The organism is Bacillus sp. IS1 (assembly GCF_032461585.1).
Lineage (GTDB): Bacteria > Bacillota > Bacilli > Bacillales > Bacillaceae > Bacillus > Bacillus velezensis.
Window position 1 is genome coordinate 1,400,824 of record NZ_JAWCWR010000001.1, and the last position, 23,807, is coordinate 1,424,630.

At 47.0% G+C, this 23,807-nt stretch carries 28 protein-coding genes; 5 read left to right on the top strand and 23 right to left on the bottom strand.

Going from position 1 to position 23,807, the window contains the following annotated elements; genetic code table 11:
• Positions 1-255: 255 nt before the first annotated feature.
• The 5 genes from RUW00_RS06625 to alr all read left to right on the top strand — a co-directional run bounded on the left by RUW00_RS06625 (position 256) and on the right by alr (position 3,640).
• Positions 256-393 carry a hypothetical protein gene (locus RUW00_RS06625; protein WP_014470646.1) on the top strand — a complete coding sequence of 46 codons (138 nt, stop codon included), beginning with the start codon at positions 256-258 and terminating at the stop codon, positions 391-393.
• 93 nt (positions 394-486) lie between these two features.
• Complete coding sequence (locus RUW00_RS06630) at positions 487-1,605, top strand: NADH-dependent flavin oxidoreductase (protein WP_032863662.1); 1,119 nt, start codon at positions 487-489, stop codon at positions 1,603-1,605.
• Between the two features lie 126 nt (positions 1,606-1,731).
• Positions 1,732-1,944: a spore germination protein gene (locus tag RUW00_RS06635; RefSeq protein WP_029973891.1), complete on the top strand. Its 213-nt coding sequence runs from the start codon at positions 1,732-1,734 to the stop codon at positions 1,942-1,944.
• A gap of 125 nt (positions 1,945-2,069) precedes the next feature.
• Entirely contained in the window at positions 2,070-2,282 is a 213-nt protein-coding gene (locus tag RUW00_RS06640) for a spore germination protein (protein ID WP_014418351.1), read from the top strand.
• Between the two features lie 176 nt (positions 2,283-2,458).
• Positions 2,459-3,640, top strand: coding sequence for an alanine racemase (gene alr / locus RUW00_RS06645; protein ID WP_280145310.1), 1,182 nt, complete (start codon positions 2,459-2,461; stop codon positions 3,638-3,640).
• A gap of 147 nt (positions 3,641-3,787) precedes the next feature.
• Here the strand turns inward: alr and spo0A are convergent, their stop codons facing one another.
• The 23 genes from spo0A to RUW00_RS06760 form a co-directional block, all read right to left on the bottom strand.
• Positions 3,788-4,588 (bottom strand): sporulation transcription factor Spo0A, encoded by an 801-nt coding sequence (spo0A, locus tag RUW00_RS06650; RefSeq protein ID WP_003153177.1) that lies wholly within the window; start codon positions 4,586-4,588, stop codon positions 3,788-3,790.
• Positions 4,589-4,868: 280 nt separating this feature from the next.
• Positions 4,869-6,149: a SpoIVB peptidase gene (gene spoIVB, locus RUW00_RS06655; protein WP_007408360.1), complete on the bottom strand. Its 1,281-nt coding sequence runs from the start codon at positions 6,147-6,149 to the stop codon at positions 4,869-4,871.
• Between the two features lie 163 nt (positions 6,150-6,312).
• Positions 6,313-8,043 carry a DNA repair protein RecN gene (gene recN / locus RUW00_RS06660; RefSeq protein ID WP_007408359.1) on the bottom strand — a complete coding sequence of 577 codons (1,731 nt, stop codon included), beginning with the start codon at positions 8,041-8,043 and terminating at the stop codon, positions 6,313-6,315.
• A 31-nt stretch (positions 8,044-8,074) separates the two neighbouring features.
• A complete protein-coding gene (gene ahrC, locus RUW00_RS06665) occupies positions 8,075-8,524 on the bottom strand; it encodes a transcriptional regulator AhrC/ArgR (RefSeq protein WP_003153173.1) in 450 nt (149 codons plus the stop codon).
• Positions 8,525-8,620: 96 nt separating this feature from the next.
• Positions 8,621-9,466, bottom strand: coding sequence for a TlyA family RNA methyltransferase (locus RUW00_RS06670; RefSeq protein ID WP_280145311.1), 846 nt, complete (start codon positions 9,464-9,466; stop codon positions 8,621-8,623).
• On the bottom strand, positions 9,463-11,364 hold the full coding sequence (gene dxs, locus RUW00_RS06675; RefSeq protein ID WP_022552977.1) for a 1-deoxy-D-xylulose-5-phosphate synthase: 1,902 nt from the start codon (positions 11,362-11,364) through the stop codon (positions 9,463-9,465). Before dxs ends, RUW00_RS06670 begins: the two co-directional genes overlap by 4 nt.
• A gap of 143 nt (positions 11,365-11,507) precedes the next feature.
• Positions 11,508-12,398: a polyprenyl synthetase family protein gene (locus tag RUW00_RS06680; RefSeq protein ID WP_007408353.1), complete on the bottom strand. Its 891-nt coding sequence runs from the start codon at positions 12,396-12,398 to the stop codon at positions 11,508-11,510.
• Positions 12,388-12,642 (bottom strand): exodeoxyribonuclease VII small subunit, encoded by a 255-nt coding sequence (locus tag RUW00_RS06685; protein ID WP_007408352.1) that lies wholly within the window; start codon positions 12,640-12,642, stop codon positions 12,388-12,390. Before RUW00_RS06685 ends, RUW00_RS06680 begins: the two co-directional genes overlap by 11 nt.
• Positions 12,639-13,985, bottom strand: coding sequence for an exodeoxyribonuclease VII large subunit (gene xseA / locus RUW00_RS06690; protein ID WP_003153166.1), 1,347 nt, complete (start codon positions 13,983-13,985; stop codon positions 12,639-12,641). The genes RUW00_RS06685 and xseA overlap by 4 nt, the downstream gene beginning before the upstream one ends.
• 123 nt (positions 13,986-14,108) lie before the next feature.
• Complete coding sequence (gene folD / locus RUW00_RS06695; RefSeq protein WP_007408350.1) at positions 14,109-14,960, bottom strand: bifunctional methylenetetrahydrofolate dehydrogenase/methenyltetrahydrofolate cyclohydrolase FolD; 852 nt, start codon at positions 14,958-14,960, stop codon at positions 14,109-14,111.
• A gap of 11 nt (positions 14,961-14,971) precedes the next feature.
• Positions 14,972-15,364, bottom strand: coding sequence for a transcription antitermination factor NusB (gene nusB, locus RUW00_RS06700; protein ID WP_007408349.1), 393 nt, complete (start codon positions 15,362-15,364; stop codon positions 14,972-14,974).
• Positions 15,365-15,628: 264 nt separating this feature from the next.
• Positions 15,629-16,036 (bottom strand): Asp23/Gls24 family envelope stress response protein, encoded by a 408-nt coding sequence (locus tag RUW00_RS06705; RefSeq protein ID WP_003153156.1) that lies wholly within the window; start codon positions 16,034-16,036, stop codon positions 15,629-15,631.
• A 21-nt stretch (positions 16,037-16,057) separates the two neighbouring features.
• The gene (gene accC / locus RUW00_RS06710) at positions 16,058-17,410 is read right to left on the bottom strand and encodes an acetyl-CoA carboxylase biotin carboxylase subunit (RefSeq protein ID WP_007408348.1); all 1,353 of its coding nucleotides are present in this window, start codon (positions 17,408-17,410) and stop codon (positions 16,058-16,060) included.
• Positions 17,411-17,424: 14 nt separating this feature from the next.
• Positions 17,425-17,904, bottom strand: coding sequence for an acetyl-CoA carboxylase biotin carboxyl carrier protein (gene accB, locus RUW00_RS06715; RefSeq protein ID WP_007612510.1), 480 nt, complete (start codon positions 17,902-17,904; stop codon positions 17,425-17,427).
• Between the two features lie 153 nt (positions 17,905-18,057).
• Positions 18,058-18,708: a SpoIIIAH-like family protein gene (locus RUW00_RS06720; RefSeq protein ID WP_095272363.1), complete on the bottom strand. Its 651-nt coding sequence runs from the start codon at positions 18,706-18,708 to the stop codon at positions 18,058-18,060.
• A 3-nt stretch (positions 18,709-18,711) separates the two neighbouring features.
• Complete coding sequence (spoIIIAG, locus tag RUW00_RS06725; protein ID WP_014418358.1) at positions 18,712-19,404, bottom strand: stage III sporulation protein AG; 693 nt, start codon at positions 19,402-19,404, stop codon at positions 18,712-18,714.
• The gene (gene spoIIIAF / locus RUW00_RS06730) at positions 19,397-20,017 is read right to left on the bottom strand and encodes a stage III sporulation protein AF (protein WP_003153146.1); all 621 of its coding nucleotides are present in this window, start codon (positions 20,015-20,017) and stop codon (positions 19,397-19,399) included. The genes spoIIIAG and spoIIIAF overlap by 8 nt, the downstream gene beginning before the upstream one ends.
• A gap of 16 nt (positions 20,018-20,033) precedes the next feature.
• Positions 20,034-21,242 (bottom strand): stage III sporulation protein AE, encoded by a 1,209-nt coding sequence (spoIIIAE, locus tag RUW00_RS06735; RefSeq protein ID WP_003153145.1) that lies wholly within the window; start codon positions 21,240-21,242, stop codon positions 20,034-20,036.
• Positions 21,243-21,274: 32 nt separating this feature from the next.
• A complete protein-coding gene (spoIIIAD, locus tag RUW00_RS06740) occupies positions 21,275-21,664 on the bottom strand; it encodes a stage III sporulation protein AD (RefSeq protein WP_076982559.1) in 390 nt (129 codons plus the stop codon).
• A 12-nt stretch (positions 21,665-21,676) separates the two neighbouring features.
• Positions 21,677-21,883 carry a stage III sporulation protein AC gene (gene spoIIIAC / locus RUW00_RS06745; RefSeq protein WP_003153142.1) on the bottom strand — a complete coding sequence of 69 codons (207 nt, stop codon included), beginning with the start codon at positions 21,881-21,883 and terminating at the stop codon, positions 21,677-21,679.
• Positions 21,884-21,905: 22 nt separating this feature from the next.
• Entirely contained in the window at positions 21,906-22,421 is a 516-nt protein-coding gene (spoIIIAB, locus tag RUW00_RS06750; protein ID WP_095272366.1) for a stage III sporulation protein SpoIIIAB, read from the bottom strand.
• On the bottom strand, positions 22,415-23,338 hold the full coding sequence (spoIIIAA, locus tag RUW00_RS06755; protein ID WP_007408342.1) for a stage III sporulation protein AA: 924 nt from the start codon (positions 23,336-23,338) through the stop codon (positions 22,415-22,417). Before spoIIIAA ends, spoIIIAB begins: the two co-directional genes overlap by 7 nt.
• Before the next feature lie 77 nt (positions 23,339-23,415).
• A complete protein-coding gene (locus RUW00_RS06760; protein ID WP_003153124.1) occupies positions 23,416-23,697 on the bottom strand; it encodes a YqhV family protein in 282 nt (93 codons plus the stop codon).
• Positions 23,698-23,807 lie beyond the last annotated feature (110 nt).

A 23,807-nucleotide genomic window follows, 5' to 3' on the forward strand; every position in this document is an offset into this window, starting at 1 on the left:
AACACCGCATTACGGTTTTGTCAAAACAGAGACAGCTGTCATATGATACATCAACCTAACAAAAAGGAGGGTGTCTTCTATGGACAGCAACACAGTTGTGGCAGTGTGCGCTCTGTTAAGTGTTGTGATTCAGATCGGAACGATATTCGCCGCAGGAAAGTGGAAAAAAGAATAAATAAAAACAAATTGACGGTTTTTTCGCACAAGCGTATGCTTATAAATAACCTTGTAAAAGATAAGAAAGAAGATATGCATATGAAAAAAATCATTCTCCTCTTCGCCGCCGCTGTCATATTCAGCTCGATCGGCCATCAAATTTCAGGAGGATATAAAGATCCTGAAAAGGAACGGAGAAAACCGTTTCATTCGTTTAAATGGTTCAGCCGGTCATAACCTCAGGAAGAAGAACAAGCAAAATAATTGCACACAATTAAAACATAAGCTAGAATACGGACGAGTTAAACTCCTAAGGAAGAAGGCGAAATGATGAAGCAAACTTATAAACCGCTGTTTGAACCTTTTACGTTCGAAAGCGGCGTCACCATACCAAACCGTATTTCAGTCGCACCCATGACACACTATTCATCAAATGATGACGGAACGATTTCCGACCGTGAATTAAGCTACATTACTCCCCGTTCAAAAGAAATGGGCATGGTCATTACGGCATGTGCAAACGTAACGCCAGACGGCAAAGCGTTTCCAGGCCAGCCCGGCATCTATGATGATTCTCACATTCCCGGCTTGAAAAAACTCGCTCAGGCGATCCAGTCTCAAGGAGCGAAAGCCGTTGTGCAGATTCACCACGGAGGATTGGAATGCCCTCCTGAACTCGTGCCAAACAACGACGTCGTCAGTCCGAGCGGCTCAGAAGAAGACGGGAGACAAACGTCCCGGGCTCTCACCGAACAAGAAATTGAGCACATCGTGAAAGCATTCGGCGAAGCGACACGCAGAGCGATTGAAGCCGGCTTTGACGGTGTTGAAATTCACGGGGCAAACGGGTACCTGATTCACCAATTTTATTCACCGAAAACAAACCGGCGCACAGACCGCTGGGGCGGAAGCGATGAAAAGCGCCTTGCGTTCCCGCTTGCAGTCGTTGACGCTGTCAAACAGGCAATTGATACACACGCTGAAAATCCATTCGTTCTCGGCTACCGCCTGTCACCGGAAGAGCCGGAAACACCGGGGCTTACAATGAAAGAAACATTCATGCTCGCCGACGCGCTTGCGGAAGAGAACTTGGATTATCTGCATATTTCACTGATGGATGTCAATTCCAAAGCCCGCCGCGGGGCGGATACTTCACGGACCCGGATGGATTTATTAAACGAACGCGTCGGCCATAAAGTGCCGCTGATGGCCGTCGGTTCCATCTATACCGCGGACGAAGCGCTTGCCGTATTAGAAAGCGGAATTCCGCTGGTGGCTCTGGGACGTGTCATTTTGATTAACCCCGAATGGGCGGTGCTGGTCAAAGAAGGCCGCGAACAGGAAATCGAAAAAGCCATTCAAGCATCTGAAATTGAGAAATACCGACTTCCTGAACCGTTATGGGAAATGATTCAGAATACAGGCGGCTGGGTGCCGTTTGAAAAGTAGACTAAAAAAACTGCCGGATGTCCGGCAGTTTTTTTGATTCACAAGTTTTTACCGCTTTGTTTACTCCTATTTCTAACACACAGCGTACATATAGTAAATAGATTAATAGAAAGGAGACCGTATATGATGGCTGGTTTTCCTATTACGATTAACAGTCTTTCCGGAAACGGGGTTGTCAATGTCGGCGGTGCGTTTTCGATAAGTCCTTTAACCGTATCAAAAACCGTCTACGGCTCAGGAGGGGGAAATACAGGGTTGGTCCTGCAAATGAATCAATCCAGTACATCTCAATCTTCAAGCTCTCAATACTCTGATCAAAATGTAACGAAAACACTATGACATCCCCATTTCCCTCCCTTTCCGGCTGGCAGCAGCCGGATTCTTTTTGCCGTTTTGTTTAATCTTATTCCATATCACAGCGTACATATAGTTAGTAGACTGTGAGAGAAAGGAGAAAAAATAGAATGAGCGGTTGCCCGATTACGATAAACAACGTATCAGGAAACGGAGTTGTCAATGTTGGCGGCGCCATATCCATCAGTCCGCTGACTGCATCAAAAACCGTTTTCGGTGCCGGAGGGGGAAATATCGGCATTGTCATTCAAAACAATGCTGTGAGCCACACCAAAATGTTTGAACATCAATTTTCAGATCAGAATATTGTAAAGTCAATTTAAGGGCTGACAAGCAGCCCTTTCAGCATAAATAAAGCAGGCTCACTGATTTCCCGAAAACTAGATTTTTAAACATCAGCGATCACCTTTCCATGTTTTGAATGATTTCAGTTCAAGATGAATAGAATGCAGATTGAAAGCATGAGTACTGAATCTCATTAAGGAAAGAAGGAATCGTGATGAAAAAACTTTGCCGGGAAGTTTGGATTGAAGTTGACCTTGATGCGATAAAAAAGAATGTACGGGCGATCCGCCGCCATATTCCGAATACGTCTAAAATTATGGCCGTCGTAAAAGCGAACGCTTATGGCCACGGGTCTGTGGAAGTAGCGCGGCAGGCACTGGAAAGCGGGGCGAGCGAGCTCGCTGTCGCTAGCGTCGAAGAGGGAATTGTGTTACGGAGAGCGGGAATTACGGCACCTATTCTTGTGCTCGGCTTCACAGCTCTCAGCTGTGTGAAAAAATCTGCCGTTTGGAACATAACATTATCAGCGTTTCAGGTCAGCTGGATCAAAAAAGCGAATCGGATATTGGAAAAAGAAGCAGATTCGAAACGGCTGTCCATTCATATCAATGTGGATACCGGAATGGGCCGGCTGGGTGTGCGTACGGAAGAAGAACTTTTAGCAGTGGTGAAAGCGCTCAAGTCGAGTACATACCTATCATGGGATGGCATCTTTACACATTTTTCAACAGCGGATGAACCGGACACTGAGCTGACGATGCTGCAGCACGAAAAGTTTATCAGCTTTCTCAGCTTTTTAAAAAATCAAGACATTACGCTGCCTACCGTGCATATGTGCAATACAGCCGCCGCTATCGCCTTCCCGGAATTCAGCGCCGACATGATCCGTTTAGGCATTGGGTTATATGGTTTATATCCGTCCGCCTCGATAAAGGAACTGAACCTCGTGGATCTCACACCCGCACTGAGTTTAAAGGCGCGTATCGCTTATGTGAAAGCCATGGTGACAGATCCCCGGACCGTCAGTTATGGCGCCACATATATTGCCGAACCGGGTGAAATCATCGCGACGATTCCGATCGGCTATGGTGACGGTTACTCCCGCGCCCTGTCCAACCGCGGGTTTATTCTGCACCGCGGCAGACGGGTGCCGGTGGCGGGGAGAGTGACAATGGATATGATCATGGTCAGTTTAGGTGAGAATGAGGGCAAACAAGGAGAAGAAGTCGTCATCTACGGTAAACAACAAGGAGCCGAGATTTCCGTTGATGAAATTGCCGAAATGCTCGGTACGATCAGCTACGAAGTCCTATCTGTGTTAAGCCGCCGCGTCCCCCGCTTTTATTTCAGAGACGGCAAAATCATTAAAATATCAGCTCCGGTATTATATGTGTAGACGTCATAGACCCCGCATTTATGTATAAAACAAGTACCGGCGTGGGTGATTCCCATTGTTTTCGTCAGCAAAATTTCAAAACGCCTTCTCTTCCGCGTTCATGCACGGAAAAGAAGGCGCGAAAAAGACATTTAGCTAAAAGCTTTGTTACGAAGCTTTATGCTCCAATCTCAGCTTGTCAGCAACCATCGCGATGAATTCTGAATTGGTTGGTTTTGCTTTTGTCATGCTTACCGTATATCCGAACAGTGAAGAAATGGAATCAATATTTCCCCTGCTCCATGCGACTTCAATGGCGTGGCGGATGGCCCGTTCTACACGGCTTGCGGTCGTGTTGAATTTTTTGGCGATGTCGGGATAAAGGACTTTTGTGATGCTGCCGAGGAGTTCAATATCGTTATACACCATGGAAATGGCTTCACGCAAATAAAGATAGCCTTTGATATGGGCAGGTACACCGATCTCATGGATAATGCTTGTAATGCTGGCATCGAGATTTTTCCGCTTCGGCTCCGGCTGGCTGCGGATAATGCTGCTTTGCGCGGACGGCGCACGGTGTGTGACACTGCTGACATTTCCGCTTACCTGGCGGATATGGCCGACAAGGTTTTCCATATCAAACGGCTTCAGGATGAAATAGGACGCGCCTAAATCGACGGCTTTTTTCGTAACGTCTTCCTGACCGAATGCCGTCAGCATGATGACGTTCGGCTGCTTCTCGAGCTCTGATTCCCGCAGACGCTCCAAAACCGCAAGTCCGTCCAGATGCGGCATGATAATGTCTAAAACGAGCACATCGGGATTCTTATCTTTAAACAAAGAAAGACATTCCTGTCCGTTATAAGCAACGCCGATCACTTCCATATCATCCTGTCCCTCTATATATTCACTCAACAGGCTTACAAGCTCTCGATTATCATCAGCAACACAAACTTTAATTTTCTCCACGTTTCTTCCTCCCCCAATGTATTAACAGGACGCAACCCATTTGACTGCTACATGTTACATTCGACAAAACCACTACTTCCCCTTTTAAAAAATCCATATTTACCAATAATAGTGGTATATCTTTGTTTTTCTAGCATTTTCTAGGTTTTTCGACTAAAAATTAAGTTTGACAAATCAGGAAACGTGAATTTGTCGAAAAATCTTCATGTCTTATTTTACATGAATCCAGGAAAGAAGTGAAGAACGCATCACATAAAAAAACTGCCGGATCATCCGGCAGTCAGCTTGCTTTGTCTTTCCCGTAAACATCAACACCCGCTTCAGACAGCATCCATTCGATATGAACGCCGTAGCCGCTTGTCGGATCATTGACAAATACGTGGGTTACGGCTCCGACGACCTTTCCGTTCTGGATGATCGGGCTTCCGCTCATCCCCTGAACGATTCCGCCTGTTCTTTTCAGCAGTTTCGGATCTGTCACTTTCAACACCATTCCCTTTGTCGCCGGGAATTTTTGCGGCGTGGTGCTGACGATTTCAATATCAAATTTCTCTACTTTATCGTTTTCAATAACCGTCAGCATTTGCGCAGGTCCTTTTTTCACTTCATTTGACAAAGCAATCGGAAGCGCTTTGTCGGAAATGTTGTTTTTAATCGGCTGATGCAATGTCCCGAAAATGCCGAACGGGCTGTTGCGGTTAATATCGCCGATCGTTTTCCGTTCTGACGAAAACCTTGCCAGTTTTTCGCCGGGATTGCCGCCTTTTCCTTTTTCAATCGATGTTACAGTTGAACGAACGATTTCTCCGTCTTCTACAACAATCGGTTTTTTTGTATCCATATCAGAGATGACGTGGCCCAATGCGCCGTATTTTTTTGTTTTCGGTTCAAAAAATGTCATGGTGCCGATGCCGGCTGCCGAATCGCGGATATAAAGGCCGATTCGATATTTCCCCTCGGCTTCGTCCTTTGTCGGAATCAGCTTTGTTTTGATTTTTTGCTTATCGCGTTTCACCAATAAATCCAAAGATTCACCGGTTTTGCCCGCTTTTTGAATAAACGGGGCGATGTCGCTCATTTTTTCAATTTTATGTCCGTTCATTTTAATAATGATGTCGCCAGATTCAATTCCCGCTTGTTCTCCCGGAGACTTTTTCCCATCCTTTGTCATCACCTGGTGAAAACCGACGACCAAAACACCGACTGAATGCAGTTTTACACCGATGGACTGTCCGCCCGGAATGACCTTCAATTCTGGAAGGACACGCACTTTCGTTTTTTTAATGGGAAACCCGGCAAGATCATATACTACTTCTGACCGGCCTTGTGTTTGCCCTGTTATGTTTGCATGGCCGTGCTCTTCTTTCAGCGTAAAGGCTTCTGATAATTCGCCCTTTTCAGCGCTTATTGATGCATTGACCGGAACGGCTTGTGTCTGGTTTTCAAAGACGCTCATTTCTGACGGTATCAGTAAATATTCTTTAAACGGCTTAAAAAAGCCTACACTTAGTAAAGAAACAAGGAGAATTACACCTATTGCTTTCCTCATGTTATCGTGCATTCATTCCTTCACTCTCCTCGCTCCTATCCCACACCACTTTCTTTTTCTGCTACATCTATACTTTTGCCTTCCTGCGCTTGATTTATAACCGGCATACGAAGAAAAACATTGGATACACTGTTAGAGAAATGGAACAAAAAAATAAGCTGCCTGTATCAGCAGCTTATCCTGTCGTTTTTACCTGTCCGGCCTGTTTTAAAAGCTCTTGTGCATGCCGTTTTGTCAGATCGGTCACTTCAACGCCCGCAATCATGCGGCCGATTTCCGCTACCTTGTCCTGTTTGGAAAGCGGCGTGACATGCGTTGTCGTCCGGCCGTCTTTGAATTCTTTTGCGATCAGAAGGTGCGTATCCGCCATGGCGGCAACCTGCGGCAGGTGTGTAATGCAGAGCACCTGTGAACCGGTCGATACTTTATGGATTTTTTCCGCGATGGCTTGGGCAACCCGCCCGCTTACACCGGTGTCCACTTCGTCAAAGATGATGGAGGTGACATCCTGCTGGGAAGAAAAAATACTCTTCATCGCCAGCATCACCCGTGAAAGCTCGCCTCCGGAAGCGACCTTTGACAGCGGTTTTAAAGGCTCACCGGTGTTTGTTGAAATTAAAAACTTCACAAGGTCAATCCCCTTTTGGGTAAGCTGCACGGGCTGCCCGTTGACAACCGGTGCTTCACTGGCTGACGGATCGGTTTTCACGAGAAATTCCGTATCAAACGTTGATTTGCCCATATACAGACTTTTTAATTCCTGATGAATCGCTTCCGCCAGTTTCTTAGCCCAAGCTTTTCTGATTTTTGATAAATTGGCGGCTTCTACGGCCACATCTTTGCCGACCGACTCCAGTTCCTTCTTCAGCGCTTCAAGGTGGCTGTCGCGGTTCTCGATTTGATCGATTTCCTCTTCTATTTTGGAGCCGTATTCCAAAATGTCTTCTACCGTCGCTCCGTATTTGCGCTTCAGCTGTTTAATCTCGTTTAAACGGGTTTCAATAAAATTCAGCCGTTCCGGGTCATATTCCAGATCATCTAACAGATTGCGCATCTGAAAGGTGGCATCCTCCAGCAGATAATAGGAACTTGACACACTTTCAGACAGCTTTTGCAGCGGTTCATTGATATCCGAAATATCTTCAAGCTGGGCAGAGGCCATTCCGACCCAGTCAAGCCCACCCTGCTCGCTGCGGAGCGCATTATAGGCGTTTTGCAATGATTCATAAATTTTTTCAAAGTTGGATATCTGCTTCCGCTCTTCCTGTAGAAGCTCGTCTTCATTCAATTCAAGCTTCGCCGACTCGATTTCTTCAAGCTGAAATTGAATCAGGTCTAACCGATGCGCCATTTCCTGCTCGCTTTCTGACAGCTTCTTCACTTTTTTGAGCAGCTTCATATAACGCTCATAGCCTTCATGGTAAGCCTGGAGCGCGGATTCGGCCTCAGCGCCCGCAAACCTGTCCAAAAGCTCCAAGTGTTTGTCATCTTCCATTAACAGCTGGTTATCATGCTGTCCGTGAATATCTAATAAAAGTCTGCCGATTTCCCTTAAAGCCGCAATCGTCACTAATTTTCCGTTGACACGGCAGACGCTTTTTCCTCCGGCATTGATGTCCCTTCTCATGACAATCATGTCGTCAGATGCGTCTATTCCCTGCTCACGGCATACTTCAAACACGGGATGACCGCTGTCCAATAGAAACAGTCCTTCAAGCTCGGCCTTTGTTTCACCGTAACGGACAAATTCAGACGAGCCGCGGCCGCCGACTAATAGGGAAACGGCGTCTATAATAATTGACTTGCCGGCCCCTGTTTCTCCCGTCAGGACGGTGAGCCCCCGCTCAAACGAAATCGTCAGTTCCTCTATAATGGCAAAGTTTTTTATTGATAGTTCAGCTAACAAACAGCATTCCACCTTTTATCTGATAATTACGCTACAGCAGCTCCAAAAGACGGCTTTGTACGCCTTCCGTATCTTCAGGCGTCCTGCAGATGATTAAGATCGTGTCATCTCCGCAGATCGTTCCCATGATTTCTTCCCATTCGAGATTATCCATCAGAGCGCCGATTGCCTGAGCATTCCCCGGCATCGTTTTTAATACGATCATATGGCTTGCTGAGTCAATTTTTACGAACGCATCCATTAATGAACGCTTCAGTTTTGACAGCGGATTGAACCGCTGATCCGCCGGCAGGCTGTATTTGTAGGAGCCGTTGTTCGTCGGCACCTTTACGAGATGCAGCTCTTTAATGTCTCTGGAGACAGTCGCCTGGGTTACCTTATACCCTTCTTCTCTCAGCATGTCAACTAAGTCATCCTGCGTTTCAATCTCATGGCTTGTAATAAGCTCTCTGATTTTTATATGCCTTTGGCCTTTTGTCATGTAAGCACCTCTGTTTTCAAGCTGTTCTTGTCATTATGTTAACCGCTTCTTGATAAAAAGTACATGATGGCAGAAAAAAGGAATAATAGCCCCCTATTATTCCGGTACATCTGTCTTTTTGGCTTTTAATGTTTCATGTGCTTCGCGGACTGTACGGAGAATGTCTTCTTCCGGCAGTTCAGCGCCGTTTCCGTCTTCTCCGCCCCATTCCAAATGAAGCAGAAACTCAATATTGCCGTCTCCCCCTGTAATCGGTGAGAAGGACAGTCCTTTCACTGTATATCCTTCAGAAGCGGCAAATTGATTCATGCGGCGGAGAACGTCAGTATGAATGTCTGGATCTCTGACAATGCCTTTTTTTCCGACGGATTCCCGTCCGGCTTCAAATTGCGGCTTCACCAGTGCGATACAATCGCTCCCCGGTACAAGCAGCGTTTTTAAAACCGGCAGAATGAGGCGGAGTGAGATGAAAGAAACATCGATTGTCGCAAATTCCGGCAAACCCTCTGTGAAATCGGAAGGCTCGGAATAGCGGAAATTCGTCCGTTCCATGACGACGACCCTCTCGTCCTGTCTGAGCTTCCAGGCAAGCTGATTATAGCCGACATCCACAGCGTAGGACCGCTCGGCTCCGTTTTGAAGGGCGCAATCCGTGAATCCCCCTGTAGACGAGCCGATGTCAATCATCGTTTTGCCTTTTACCGAGACGGGAAACACTTCCAGGGCTTTTTCAAGCTTTAATCCGCCTCTGCTGACGTATTTAAGAGGGTTTCCTTTTACCGTTAACGGAAGATCCCGGGCGATTTTTTCACCCGGTTTGTCCAATCGGTTTTCATTTGAGTACACGATGCCCGCCATAATGGCGCGTTTCGCTTTTTCCCGCGTTTCCGCAAGGCCTTTTTCTACAAGAAGTACATCTAATCGTTCTTTTTTTGCTGTCATGATCCAATTCCTTTATGTGTCTTCGGCGGCATCAGCAGTTTTATCCGGTTCATAACCTCAGCCTTCGTGAGACCGATTTCTTCAAGCAGGGCGGTTACGCTGCCGTGTTCAATAAACCGATCTGGGATGCCCATTCTGTCAATCGGTGTATGATACATGCCGAGGTCATGAGCGAATTCAAGAATCGTGCTGCCGAATCCGCCTTCAAGCACGGCTTCTTCTATCGTTAAAATCGGCAGACCTTCATTAAGAATGGCCTTCATCATTTGTTTATCAATCGGTTTTATGAACCGCGCATTCACGACACGCACGGACAGGCCTTCTTTTTGCAGTTCTTCAGCCGCTTCCAGCGCCATTTCAATGGTCGTACCGAATGTTAAAATGACCGCGTCTTTTCCGGGACGGAGCACTTCCCATGTTCCGATCGGAATGGTTTTCAGCTCTTTATCCATCTTTACGCCGAGCCCGTTTCCGCGCGGGAAGCGCATCGCGATCGGACCTTCCTCATAATTAAGGGCTGTATTGACCATATGGCGGCCTTCATTTTCATCCTTCGGCATCATTAAAACGAGGTTTGGTATATGCCGCAAAAAGGCGATGTCAAAGACGCCTTGATGCGTCTCCCCGTCAGCGCCGACCAAACCGGCGCGGTCAATGCCGATAAATACATTCGCGTTTTGACGGCAGATGTCATGGACGACCTGATCATACGCCCGCTGCAAAAAGGTCGAATAAATCGCAAGAAACGGCTTCATGCCTTGGAGCGCCATTCCAGCCGCCATCGTCGCCGCATGCTGTTCTGCGATTCCGACATCAAACATGCGTTCTGGGAATTCTTTCGCAAACCCTTCCAGTTTAGAGCCGACCGGCATGGCCGGTGTAATCGCGACAATTCTGTCATCCTCGCGCGCCAGCTCCTGCACGGTGCCGCTGACAAGTCCGCTCCATGAAGGCGCCGCGGCTTTCGGCTTGACGAAATCACCCGTATTGATTTTATACGGACCCGTTCCGTGCCATGTGCCGATTGTGTCGGTCTCAGCTGGTTTATAGCCTTTGCCCTTTTTCGTGATGACATGTAACAAGACAGGGCCTTTCGTTTTTTTGGCGTATTGCAGGTTTTCAAACAGTTCGTGGTAGGAATGACCGTCAACCGGGCCTAAATACGTAAAGCCCAGCTCTTCAAAAAACATGCCTGACACAAGCATATATTTCAAACTGTCTTTTATCCGTTCCGCTGTGGCGGCCAATTTTCCGCCGACGGCCGGGATGCGCTTAAATAAATATTCAAGCTCGTCTTTTACCCATTGATATTTGCCGGCAGTCCGAAGCCGTCCCAGCATAGAATGAATCGCCCCGACATTCGGCGCAATACTCATCTCATTATCATTCAGGATGACGATCATGTCTTTTTTCTCATCACCGATATGGTTCAGCGCTTCAAGCGCCATTCCTCCGGTTAAAGCGCCGTCTCCGATAATCGGGATGATATATTCCTTCGATCCTTTAATATCACGGGCGGCAGCCATTCCCATCGCGCCTGAGAGCGAGGTTGAGCTGTGGCCTGTTTCCCATACGTCATGTTCGCTTTCGCTGCGTTTCGGGAAACCGCAAAGCCCTTTATATTGGCGCAAGGTTTCAAACTCCTTACCGCGTCCGGTTAACAGTTTATGAACATAGGACTGATGTCCGACATCCCATAAAAATTTATCTTTCGGACTGTCAAATTCTTTGTGAAGCGCAATTGTCAGCTCGACAACCCCGAGGTTCGGCCCGATATGGCCGCCAGAGGCAGACAGCGATGTGATGAGGAAATTGCGGATCTCCTCACTCAGCTCTTCCAGCTCTTCAATTGACATCTTTTTAAGAAATGACGGGTCCTGTATTGATAAAAGATCCAAAGCGGATCAACTCACTTTCAGCATGAATTTCTGCAAATTAAACAGTGTCTTTTTGAAAAAAGAAAAAGACTCCCTTTGTATTTTCATCGAAACTGCTTACATTTTACCATAGGAGCGGCAGCCCCTTCAAATCAGGACCGTTTTTAATGATCTCTCGCCGCGATTAAATCACAGAGGTCATGCAGCAGTTCTTTCTGAAGAGAAAGGCCGCTGATGATCTGTTTCGCCTCGCTGATATGATACGCAAGCTTTTCTTTCGCGCCTTCAAGCGTTAAAAGCGACGGATACGTTGATTTTTCGTTCGACGTGTCTGAGCCGACCGGTTTGCCGATCCTCTCCTCATGCCCTTCAATATCAAGGATGTCGTCTCTGATTTGAAATCCGATGCCGATATGGCTGCTGAACAAACGGAGCTTTTCGACTTCATCCTCCGGTGCATCTGCCAAAATGGCGCCCGCCGTCACGGAAAAACCGAGGAGCTTGGCCGTTTTCCGCTCGTGGATGGATTCCAGCTCCTCAAGCGTTATCCGCTTTTGTTCCGCTTCCATGTCGGCAGCCTGCCCGCCGACCATTCCTTCCGTTCCTGCCGCACTGATCAGCTCATCGACGAGACGGAGGCGTTTTTCTGCTGAAACCGCCTCAGACACGTGGGATGTGATCAATTTAAAGCTTTCTGTCAGAAGCCCGTCTCCGGCCAATACGGCCGCCGCTTCTCCGAAGACTTTATGGTTTGTGGGCTTTCCCCGGCGCAGATCATCATCGTCCATGCAAGGAAGATCATCATGGATTAAAGAATACGTATGAATCATTTCGACAGCGCACCCGACCGGAATCCCGTCTTTTTCATCTTTTCCGTAAGCATTCAGAACGGCTAAGACGACGAGGGGGCGCAGCCTCTTTCCGCCCGCTTCCAAAGAATACAGCATAGATTTTTTGAGGGTTTCCGGCATCGCAAGCCGTTCTGTATATAAAGAAAGCTGCTGTTCAATCAGTTGTTTGCGCGATGCTAAAAATGCGTCCAGTTTATTTGTCACCTTCGTCTTCCTCCTGAACGCTGAAAGGTGCAAGTTCTCCGTTATCTTTTAAAATAAAGTCCATTTGCTTTTCGACATGCTGAAGCTTTTCATGGCACATTTTTGAAAGAGCCATCCCTTCCTGAAAATAGTTAATCGCCTGCTCCAGCGGCACGTCTCCTTCTTCAAGCTTTGCCACAATGCCTTCAAGGCCTTTCATCGCCTCTTCAAATGTCAGCTCTTCACTTTTTTTGGTTTCTGTCATTTTCGTTCGCCTCTCTTTTGCAATACTTCACACGTCAGAACGCCGTCTGTCATCTTTACTTCAAGCGTATCATTTTGTTCCACTTGATCAACGCTTTTGATCAGCTCTTTGTCTTTATAGGCCAGACTGTATCCTCTCTCCATCACCTGAAGGGGACTTAATGCATTCAGTTTACCAAGAACCGTCTGAAACTGCGAATGAAGCTGCTTCAGCTGGACATTCATGCTTCGGGCGAGCTGATTTGAGCGCTCCTCGTACCGTTTTTTCGCCTGTTTCAGCTGGGTTTCAGGGTGGAGCGCCGTTAATCTGTACGTATTCCGCTCCAGCTGCCTTTGTTTCCTGTCCGTAAGCCCTGTGAGCTGTGATTGGAACTGCTGATACAAAAGGTCAAACTGCTGTTCTTTTTGGGTATACAATCGTTTCGGAAAACGGAACGCGTAGGATGACTGGAGCGATTGAACCCGTTCTTTTTTCTTGCTGATATGCTGCTGCATCGCTCTTGTCAGGCGGACTTCCGCCGTTTTTGTCCGTTCCATTAAGTCCGTCGTGTGGGGAACGGCGATTTCTGCCGCTCCTGTCGGCGTTGCCGCCCGGATATCCGCGACGAAATCACTGATTGTAAAATCTGTTTCATGTCCGACGGCTGATATAATCGGAATGGCGGAAGCAAAAATCGCCCGGGCCACGATTTCTTCGTTAAATGCCCACAATTCTTCGATCGAGCCCCCTCCCCTTCCGACGATCAGGACGTCACACATTTTTTGTGCATTGGCTTCTTCAATGCGCTTCACAATCGATCTGCTGGCATTTTCACCTTGAACGAGCGCGGGAAGCACAATGACTTTCACAAGGGGATATCTTCTTTTGAGTGTGGTAATGACGTCTCTGACGGCTGCTCCCGTCGGTGACGTGACGACCCCGATCGTAGCCGGAAAAGCGGGGATGGCCTGCTTATGCCGGTCATCAAACAACCCTTCGCCGGCAAGTTTTTTCTTTAATTCTTCATATGCTAAGTAGAGCGCCCCCACACCGTCCGGCTGCATTTCTTTCGCGTACAGCTGATAGCTTCCGCTCGGTTCATAGACGGAGATACCGCCTCTTACGATGACCTTCATTCCGTCCTCGGGCTTAAACGCAAGCCTCGAACTTTGCCTCTGAAACATGACGGCCTGCATGCGGGCATGCTCATCTTTTAATGTAAAATAAATGTGGCCTCTCGTATGGATTTTAACATTGGAGAGCTCACCCTTAATCCAAATGTCCTCAAGATGAGGGTCCACATCGAATTTTCGTTTAATGTATTTGGTCAGCGCGGAAACCGTGACATATGCCGCTTCACTCACATCCTGCACTCCTTTCATAAAGGCTTTTTGCCCTAAACTAAGAAAACCCGCTCTGGCTGAAAGGAGCCTTAAGAAGCGGGTATCGTGCTCATTGTCACACTTTCTGTGACTGTCTCCGGTTATCTATGATAACGTACGTCTGGCAGATTTAACAGTATTATGCGCAAGCATTGTGATGGTCATCGGACCTACTCCGCCCGGCACCGGCGTAATGAAAGATGCTTTTTCTTTCGCTTCATCAAACTGAACGTCTCCGCAGAGTTTTCCGCTTTCGAGACGGTTGACGCCGACATCAATGACAATGGCGCCCTCTTTGATTTGATCGGCTTTGATGAAGTTCGCTTTACCGACCGCTACCACAAGAATATCTGCTTTTTTCGTATGCTCAGACATATTTTTCGTGCGGGAATGGCAATATGTGACGGTCGCGTTTTCGTTCAGCAGCAGCTGGCCGACCGGTTTACCGACAATATTGCTTCGTCCGACTACAACAACTTCTTTGCCGGAAAGATCTACGTTCGTCTTTTTCAGTAACTCGACAATTCCGTGCGGCGTGCATGGAAGAAATGTATCTTCGCCAAGCAGCATTTTCCCGACGTTGAGAGGGTGGAAACCGTCAACATCCTTATCAGGGGAGATCCGCTCGATTACGGCTTTTTCAGAAATATGATCCGGGAGCGGCAGCTGGACGAGAATGCCGTGGAATTCCGGATTTTGATTATACTGATCAATCACTGTTAAAAGCTCCGCCTCGGTTAAGCTTGAGTCAAAGCGGTCAAGCTTAAATTTCATTCCCATTGTTTCAGCGGCTTTTTTCTTGCCTGTCACATATGAAACAGAAGCGGGATCGTCTCCGATTAAAATGACCGCCAAGCCAGGCACTACGCCTTGTGCTTTCAGCTCTTCTACTTCTTTTGCCAATTGTTCGCGTTTTTCTTTAGCCGTTTCTTTTCCGTCGATGATTGTTGCAGTCATTTTCTTTCCTCCTATGATTCGATATCAGTTTTAATGTTAGAAAGAACCCCGTTTACGAATTTTGCAGCTTTATCGTCGCCGAACCGTTTTGCCAGCTCGATTGCTTCGTTTAATGACACGTTAGCAGGAATGTCGTCAGAATAAACCATTTCATACACCGCCAGACGCAGGATCGCGCGGTCTACGTTTGCAATCCGGTCAAGCTTCCAATTGACGAGATGGCCGGAAATCATTTCATCAAGCTGAACCTGATGTTCGATCACTCCGTACACCAGCTGTTCAAAGAAGGCATCTGTTTTTTCACCATCAAGCGCGTGCTCAATGGCATCGTTCGGTGCAATATCGCTGACATCAATCTGAAAAAGTGCCTGCAAAGCTTTTTCTCTAGCTGTTCTTCTTTTCATTTTCTTTCTCCTTCAGATCCGCTTTATCCGCTTGTCGTTAAGCTTAAAGAGATCATAACATATTTTTTTCTCAATCGCATGTCGAAATTTAGGTTTTTTCACCCTAATGCCGAATATTTTCACAAACCGTATTAATTTCATTCGGATTTCACAGCATGAAGAAACTCGGCTGCCGTTTGTAAGCCGGCTTTCTTCATGCCTGAAATGACGGGAAACGTATAAAAAACCAAAGGGCTGCCCATCCCCTTGGTTTTTATACGCTCATTACATTTCTTCGTCGATTTCGACTTCTTGGGCTTTCGTGTCAAATTGAATGCCGACGATATGAATATTGATTTCATTAATGGTCAGAGACGTCATGTTTAATAAGGTTTGGCGGATATTCTCCTGAACGCTTGCCGCCACTTTCGGGATCGAGATCCCGAATTGAACGACGCAATAGACGTCGATGGTAATCCCGTCATCGGCTAAATCGACCTTTACGCCTTTGCCGTGATTGATTTTGCCGAAGCGTTCTACGACGCCCGTGGCGAAATTGCCGCGCATTTCAGCAACTCCTTCAACTTCGGAAGCGGCGATGCCGGCAATGACTTCAATGACCTCAGGAGCAATTTCAACCTTGCCTAAATGAGCCTCATCATGATCCATTTTAAGCACACTGTTGTCTTCCATTCAATTCACCTCCCGCAAAAATTATGAGCCCATTACATCATATGTTTCTAAAAACTTTGTATTAAACTCTCCGCTGACAAATGTTTCGTGTTCAAGCAGTTTCAAATGGAACGGAATCGTCGTTTCAATACCTTCAATCACGAATTCGCTCAGCGCGCGTTTCATCCGTGCGACTGCCTCATCACGCGTTGTTCCATATGTGATGACTTTAGCAATCATACTGTCATAGTACGGCGGGATCGAGTAGCCGGGATATGCGGCTGAATCCACGCGCACACCGAGTCCGCCCGGCGGCAAATACATGTTAATTTTACCGGGTGAAGGCATGAAGTTTTTCGCAGGATTTTCAGCGTTGATGCGGCATTCAATCGCCCAGCCGTTAAATTCAACGTCTTCCTGTCTGAGCGAAAGCTCCTGTCCGGATGCCACTTTGATCTGTTCTTTGATCAGATCCGTTCCCGTCACCATTTCTGTGACAGGGTGCTCTACTTGAATACGCGTGTTCATTTCCATGAAGTAGTAGCGCTGTTCTCTGTAGTCATAAATGAATTCTACTGTGCCGGCTCCCGTGTAACCGACGGCCTTCGCTGCTTTTACCGCTGCTTCGCCCATCTGCTCCCTGATTTCAGAATCAAGCGCAGGTGACGGTGACTCTTCAAGAAGTTTTTGCAGACGTCTTTGGATAGAACAGTCACGCTCTCCGAGATGGATCGTGTTTCCGTAATTATCCGCAAGCACCTGAATTTCAACATGGCGGAAATCTTCTATGTACTTCTCGATGTACACACCCGGATTTCCGAATGCCGTAGCGGCTTCCTGCTGGGTAATCTCAATGCCTTTGATCAGTTCTTCTTCTGTGCGTGCGACCCGGATGCCTTTTCCGCCTCCGCCCGCAGTGGCTTTTATAATGACAGGATACCCAATTTCACCTGCAAGCGAAACCGCTTCTTCCGTATTTTTTATGATTCCTTTTGAACCGGGCACAATCGGCACGCCCGCCAGCTGCATCGTGTCGCGCGCGATATCTTTTGTTCCCATTTTTGAAATGGCGTCAGCCGTAGGGCCGACAAACGTTACGTTTAATTCCTCGCACAGCTCGGCAAAGTCGGCGTTTTCAGCTAAAAACCCGTATCCCGGATGAATCGCATCCGTGCCGGTCAGCTTTGCGACGCTGACGATGTTCGTTACATTTAAATAGCTTTCTTTTGATGTTTTCGGCCCGATACAAAAAGCCTCATCGGCCATTTGGACATGCAGGGCGTCTTTATCTGCCTCAGAATAAACGGCTACAGTTTCAATGCCCAGCTCTTTGCAGGCCCGGATGATTCTGACGGCGATTTCTCCTCGGTTGGCGATCAATAGCTTTTTAATCATAATAGCAGGTCTCCTTACTCAGCTTTTACAAGAAATAGAGGTTGTCCGTATTCGACCAGCTGGCCGTTTTCAACTAACACTTCAACGATTTCTCCTTTTACTTCGGCTTCAATCTCGTTAAAGAGTTTCATTGCTTCTACGATACAAACAACTGTATTTTCGCTCACTTTTGAACCTTGGTTTACGTAAGGGCCGGCTTCCGGCGATGAAGAAGCATAAAACGTTCCGACCATCGGAGACGTAATTTTGTGCAGGTTTTCGTCTTGTTTCGGCGCTTCCTGAGCAGGAGCGGCTTCACGCGCTTCCGGTTTTGCAGCCTGCGGAGCAGGTGCGTAAGCGGCGGGAACGGCTTGGGCTTGTCCCGTTACATTCACTGCCGGCGCTTCATTTTTTTTCAGTTTGAGGCTTACGCCTTCAATTTCGTAAACAAATTCGTCGATGGAAGATTCATCGATTCTTTTTATCAGTTCATGAATTTCGTTGATTTTTAACATCAGTTTCCACTCCTATGTATAAAAAATAGAAATTTATGGGTTGCTACTAAAAGTACATACTATGTTTATCTTACAGGAGCGCTTGTGTAAATTCAACACTGATCTAAAATGACATCAGAAAAGCCCGCAGCGGGTGCGGGCGGTTCAGGTCTCTTACTTTGTCGGTTCAAACGTAATGGCGACGTCTTTCATCGTCTTGATTTCTTTTTTTACCAGGTCAATGATAGCGGAAGCTTTTGCGTTTGAATGTTTGTCAGACATGACGGTAATGTTGATTTTGTCTCCTTCAGCATCCACGAGCGCATCTTTGTAGCCTTGTGTTTTAATCAGCGTTTCCAGCTGTTTTTCCGTCCCTTCAGCATTGCTCAGCGCCGTCATTTTATCGTAGGCTTCGCTTTTTTCCTTTGCGGTCGCATCATCGCTTGAAACAATGCTGTTTAACTGTTCCCTTTCTTTGCTTCTCGCGTCTTCAAGTTCCATACGGTATGCGGTAAATAAGTTTTCATCAGCTGTTTCTGTGGCGACCGATCCGTCTTTGTCCGATGCTTCGGCTGATGTTTCTTTATCCTCTTTTGTGCCTTTAGAATCTTTCGTTCCTTTTGTGCCGTCTTCTTTTTCCGTACCGCTTCCGCTCTTATCTTTCGTTTCAGGAGCCGGCGTTTTTTCAGTGGCGACTTCTCCGCTGCTTTTTTCGCTTTTCATCTGCACGGCATTTTTGCTTTCCGGCGACATAATATAATAAACACTTAATACCACGACGAGACTGAGCATTGTTAAAAGCCAAACCGTTTGTTTTTTCAGCATGATTTATGAATCCTCCTTGATTTTTTTAGGGGCAACCGCTACACGGTAGCTCGGAACATCAAGCACCCTTGTGACGGCATCAATGATGGTTTTTTTTATTTGAACGTTGTCCACTCCCTGAGCGACAACGAGTACACCGCGGATATCGGGCTTTTTCGTCTGGACGACGACCGGGGTTTCCTGGTCCCCGTTTCGAATCATGACAATTTGTTCTTCAGAGGTTTGATCGGTTACGCTTCTTTTGCCGCCTTCTTTATCGGTTTCTTCAGTGGTGGTGTCTTTTTTCGTTTTATTTTTCTCAAACACTTTCAAAGATGTTGCGTCTACGTTTACGACAATTGAGACATCCTCCACGCCGATAATCGTTTCAAGGATTTCTTTCAGCTGGTTTTCATAGTCTCTTTCGTAATCATCGATTGTGGTTTTTGCGCTGCCGTCTTTCGATGCCTTAAAAACGGGTGCGCTTTTTTGCCCGCTTTTGTCTTCCGTTCGGCCGGACATGACGGTCTGCGCCGTTTGGTCCTTCCCGGTTTTCTCCGGTGAAGAGAACAGCTGGCTGACCAGCATAAAAGATACCCCGAGCACAAACACGAACAGAAAGTAATGATATTTTGTCAGTTTTGGTTTTTCTCCGTCTTTCGCCTGTCCGATCATCAGCTGTTTTTTGAGTATGGTCCATAGTCCGTTTTTATTCATGGCCGTTTTTCTCCCCGCCTTCCATATAAACCGTAATTTTCTCACTGCCGATTTCCCATATATCCGCAAGTTTTTCTTTGATGTCTGCGGCCTCTTTTTTGTCGGCTGCGCCTTCCGGTTCGTATTTGCGGTCTGTGCGGATGTCGATCGGTGCGACGGTTTGCACGGTTTTTTCAGAAGATGGGGCCATATACACGCTGATCGTTTTTACATCTTCTTCTGAACGAACCTGTTCTTCCGCTGTAAGGCGGATGTCGTCTATTTTGTATTCGTCATGACTGAACATCTCCTCCGCTTTCTTTTTTAGTTGGACAGCCATTTCTTCTAAAACATATGCGCGGTTTGATGCTTGTATTTCTTTTTTTTCTGATTTGATTTGATTTTTTATATCAGCGGATTGAGATTGCTCTTGTTTTGTCAAATAATCGAAGATGATTTCCGGGTCTGTTTTGAAAAGTTTGAATATCGGGTTGAGCATGACAATGATTAACAGCAGACTGACAACCATCTTTGCGTATTTTTGCATACTGGAGCTGGGCAGCAGCATGTCGATGACGATGGCGAATAAGATAAATAAAATAATGCTTGTCAGCCATTCTGTTAAAAAGCTCATATCCAATGGGCCTCCTTTATTTCATCATCATGGTGAGATTGCCTGCTGTAATAATGACTGTGATGCTGAGGAAAAACATGAGAGAGACGATGGCGAGCGCCGCGAAAATATACAGTACGCTTCTGCTGATGACACCGAGGCACGTAATGACGGGTCCGCCTCCGAGCGGCTGCAGAATAGCGGCCGCGAGCTTATAAATAAAAGCGAGCGAGAGCACTTTGATCGCCGGAAACGCGGAGATGCAGATCAAAATTCCGACTCCGAGGATTCCCACGGTGTTTTTTAATAGGAGCGAGGCGCTGATGACCGTATCCGTCGCATCCGTAAACATCCGGCCGAGTACGGGAATAAAATTGCCTGTTATAAATTTTGCAGTCCTGAGCGTAATCCCGTCCGTCACGGCAGCCGAAGCCCCCTGTACGGAGATGACGCCGAGAAACACGGTGAGAAATACGGCAAGCGCGCCGATCGCGATATTTCTGAGCAGATTGGCAAGCTGCGTGACTTTATATTGATCCGTCATCGTGCTGACGATGCTTAAAATCGCTGACAGGAAGATAAGCGGCATGACGATGTTTTGAATGAGAAGGCCGCTCGTATTCATCAGAAATAAAATAACGGGGTGAAAAAAAGCTGCGGAGACGGCTCCCCCGGAAGACGCCAAAAGCGCAAGTAAAAGCGGGATGAGCGCGAGAATGAAGCTTGTCATCGTCTGGATCGCTTCACTGGCATAATTGACGGCAACATGAAAGCTGTTTAAAGCGAGAATAATCAGCACCATGTAGACGATTGCATAAGCCACTTTGCTGACGGTGCTCTGCTGGAACGCATTTTGCAAGAGCTGCAGAATGACACAAAAAATGGTGAGAAGAATCAAAGTTCCCAGAAGCTTTCCGTTTGCGAGCACTTCATGAAACAAGTATGAAAATAAAGCCTTCAGCCATGCCTCCGGTGAGAACGTTTTTTCACCGTTAATAAAGTCAATGATGCTTCCCTTTTGGCTTTCAGGCAGAAGACCGCCGTATTCTGTCATGATGTCGTCCCAAAACTTTCCGATGCCTTCTGTTTTCAGCGCTTCGGCCTGCTTTTTCGCCACTTCATCAGCGGATTCTTGGTGAACTGCGGTTTCCTGCGACGCACCGTCTGTTCCGGCAGCTTGTACACATTCAGTCTGAAAAAATAAGAGGATGAACAAAAAAGCTCCCGCCCACCGAAAGCGCTTCATTTTTTGTGCCCCCCTTTCCATTTTATTTATGATCAAGAAGGAATAAGTCCTAGAATCGTTTCAATAATGACGGTGAGTATCGGCACGGCCATTACCAGTATTAAAATTTTTCCGGCCAGCTCTATTTTCGAAGCAATCGCTCCCTGGCCCGCATCCTTTGTAAGCTGCGCTCCGAATTCAGCGATGTAGGCGATGCCGATAATTTTTAAAATGGTTTCCACATAGACCATATTGACATTTGCATTGACGGCTATTTTTTCTATCATTCTGATAATGTCGTAAATCTGGTCGACGAGATAAAGAAAGATCACGCAGCCGCTGAAGACGACAATCATAAACGCGAAAGTCGGTTTCTGTTCTTTTACGATCAGGGAGAGAAATGTGGCGATCAGGCCTAAACCTACAATTTGAACAATCTCAATCTGTAAGCCCCCCTATCCTTGGAATAGAAACACAGCTTTGATCTTTTTGAACAGGTCATCGACAATCGTCGCCACCATAAATAAAATATAGATAAAGCCAAGCAGCGTCACCCACTGGGCGTATTCTTTTTTTCCCATTTGGTCAAGTATGGTGTGCAGAAACGCAACCACGATACCGACTCCGGCGATTTGAAAAATGACATTTACGTCGACTCCCATTTTATGTTTGCTCCCCTCATGTTTACATCAATAGAAGAATGAGTAACAGTCCGGCTAAAAATCCTAAGCTTTTCACCATTTTTTCATTTTTCGTCTGCGCCCGTCCGGCATCCGCTTCCGCCGCTTCCAAATGTGTAAGCGCAAGCTTGATATGTTTCTGCTGAGAAACACGGTCATGGAGCCCGAGCGTCTCTCCGAATTGCTTCAGCACATCATATTCGCTTTTTTTCATCGCCATGGAAGACCAGTTATGTTTCAAGCTCTGTTCCCAAGCCGTTTTGGCGGAATCGCTTCCCTGCTCAAGCCTTCTGCTGAAAGCTTGAAACAATAACGATACAGGTTTGGAAAGCTGTGCGGCAATTTGTCCCGAGGCGGTATGCAGCGGTGTATGCCCGAACATGATTTCCGCTTCAAGCGATTGGAGCGCCGCGCGCAGCTGACGGATCTGCCTCGGCCTTTCAATATACATTTTGGCGATCTCAAATCCCGTCCATGTCGTCGCTGTCAGAATGAACACGGCACCCAAAAGCTTCAGCATGTCATCACGCTTTCAGCATGCGGAACAGGTTCCCCGTCCTTTCCGTACATCCTGCTGATCGTTCCCGGACCGCGGCGCCTTGACAGTTCAACATACCGGTCAAACACGTTTTCCTCCCAAAGCATTTTCAGCGACGGCCTCTTGACCAAGTCTTTCATGTTCCACCCGTGCGCAGATACGATAACGGATACGCCCGCATGGAGCGCCTCCAGCAGCGCTTGTGAGTCTTCCATTCTCCCTATTTCATCAACAATAATGACATCAGGACTCATAGAGCGAATCATCATCATCAGCCCTTCCGCCTTCGGACAGGCATCAAGGACATCGATTCTGCGGCCGAAACTGTGCTGGGGAATGCCCCGCAGGCAGCCGGCAATTTCCGAACGTTCATCTACGATACCTGTCTTTTTCGCCGGAATGCGTTTTGATCCGGTGCTGGAAAGCCGGGCCAAATCACGAAGCAAGGTCGTTTTCCCCGTTTGCGGAGGACCGATGATCAGCGTGTTCAGCCAGTTTTCTTTCCATAAGAAAGGAATGAGCGGTTCTGCGATCCCCAGCTTCTCCCGGGCGATTCGGATATTAAAAGAAGTAATATCCCGGAGTCCTTTGACAGCTCCGTTTTCGACGATGACTCTTCCGGCCAGCCCCACACGGTGGCCTCCTCTGATTGTGATGTATCCTTTTTTCAGCTCTTCTTCCAGCGTGTACATACTGTAATTGCTGAGCCGGCTGAGGATCAGCTGTGCGTCGCCGGCCGTGCACACATATGACAAATACAAAGGTTGTCCTTTTTGGATCAGTTCAACCGGCCTGTCGACGCGGATTCTGATTTCTTCTGTATCCCGCCTCGCTTCTTCGGGCACGGCGGAGATGGCATCTCTCAATAATTCAGGGAGAACCTCTGTAATCTCATTCAATAGAGTCTCCTCCTTTTTTACCGATTGGCTTCTTTAAAATGTATGATCCGGGACAGACTTTATGACACCCCGGCCCTCTATTTATGCACACCGGCCAAAATCAGCACCACTCCCGCAAAAATCAATATTAATTTTGCATATGAGAGCTGTCCGGCAATCTGATAAATGCCGATCGTCATTGTGATGATAAAGATCAGCGGGCCGACGATTGCCAAAATACTATTCACCACAACCGCTTTTCTGATGTCGTTTGTCAAAAGCATGATAATAGCGGCCGATAATTCAATGAGCGAGGACAAAACTCGTAAACCGGCCATCGTTAAAACAGTAGAATTGATTGAACCAAACAAAAATTTCATTGCAATCCCCCAACTTCAAGCATTTTGTTACACTATATGCTCTAGCTGACGGAAGTAGTCTCACTATTTTGATATAGAAGAAAGATTTGATGCAGAACGCAAAAAAAGCC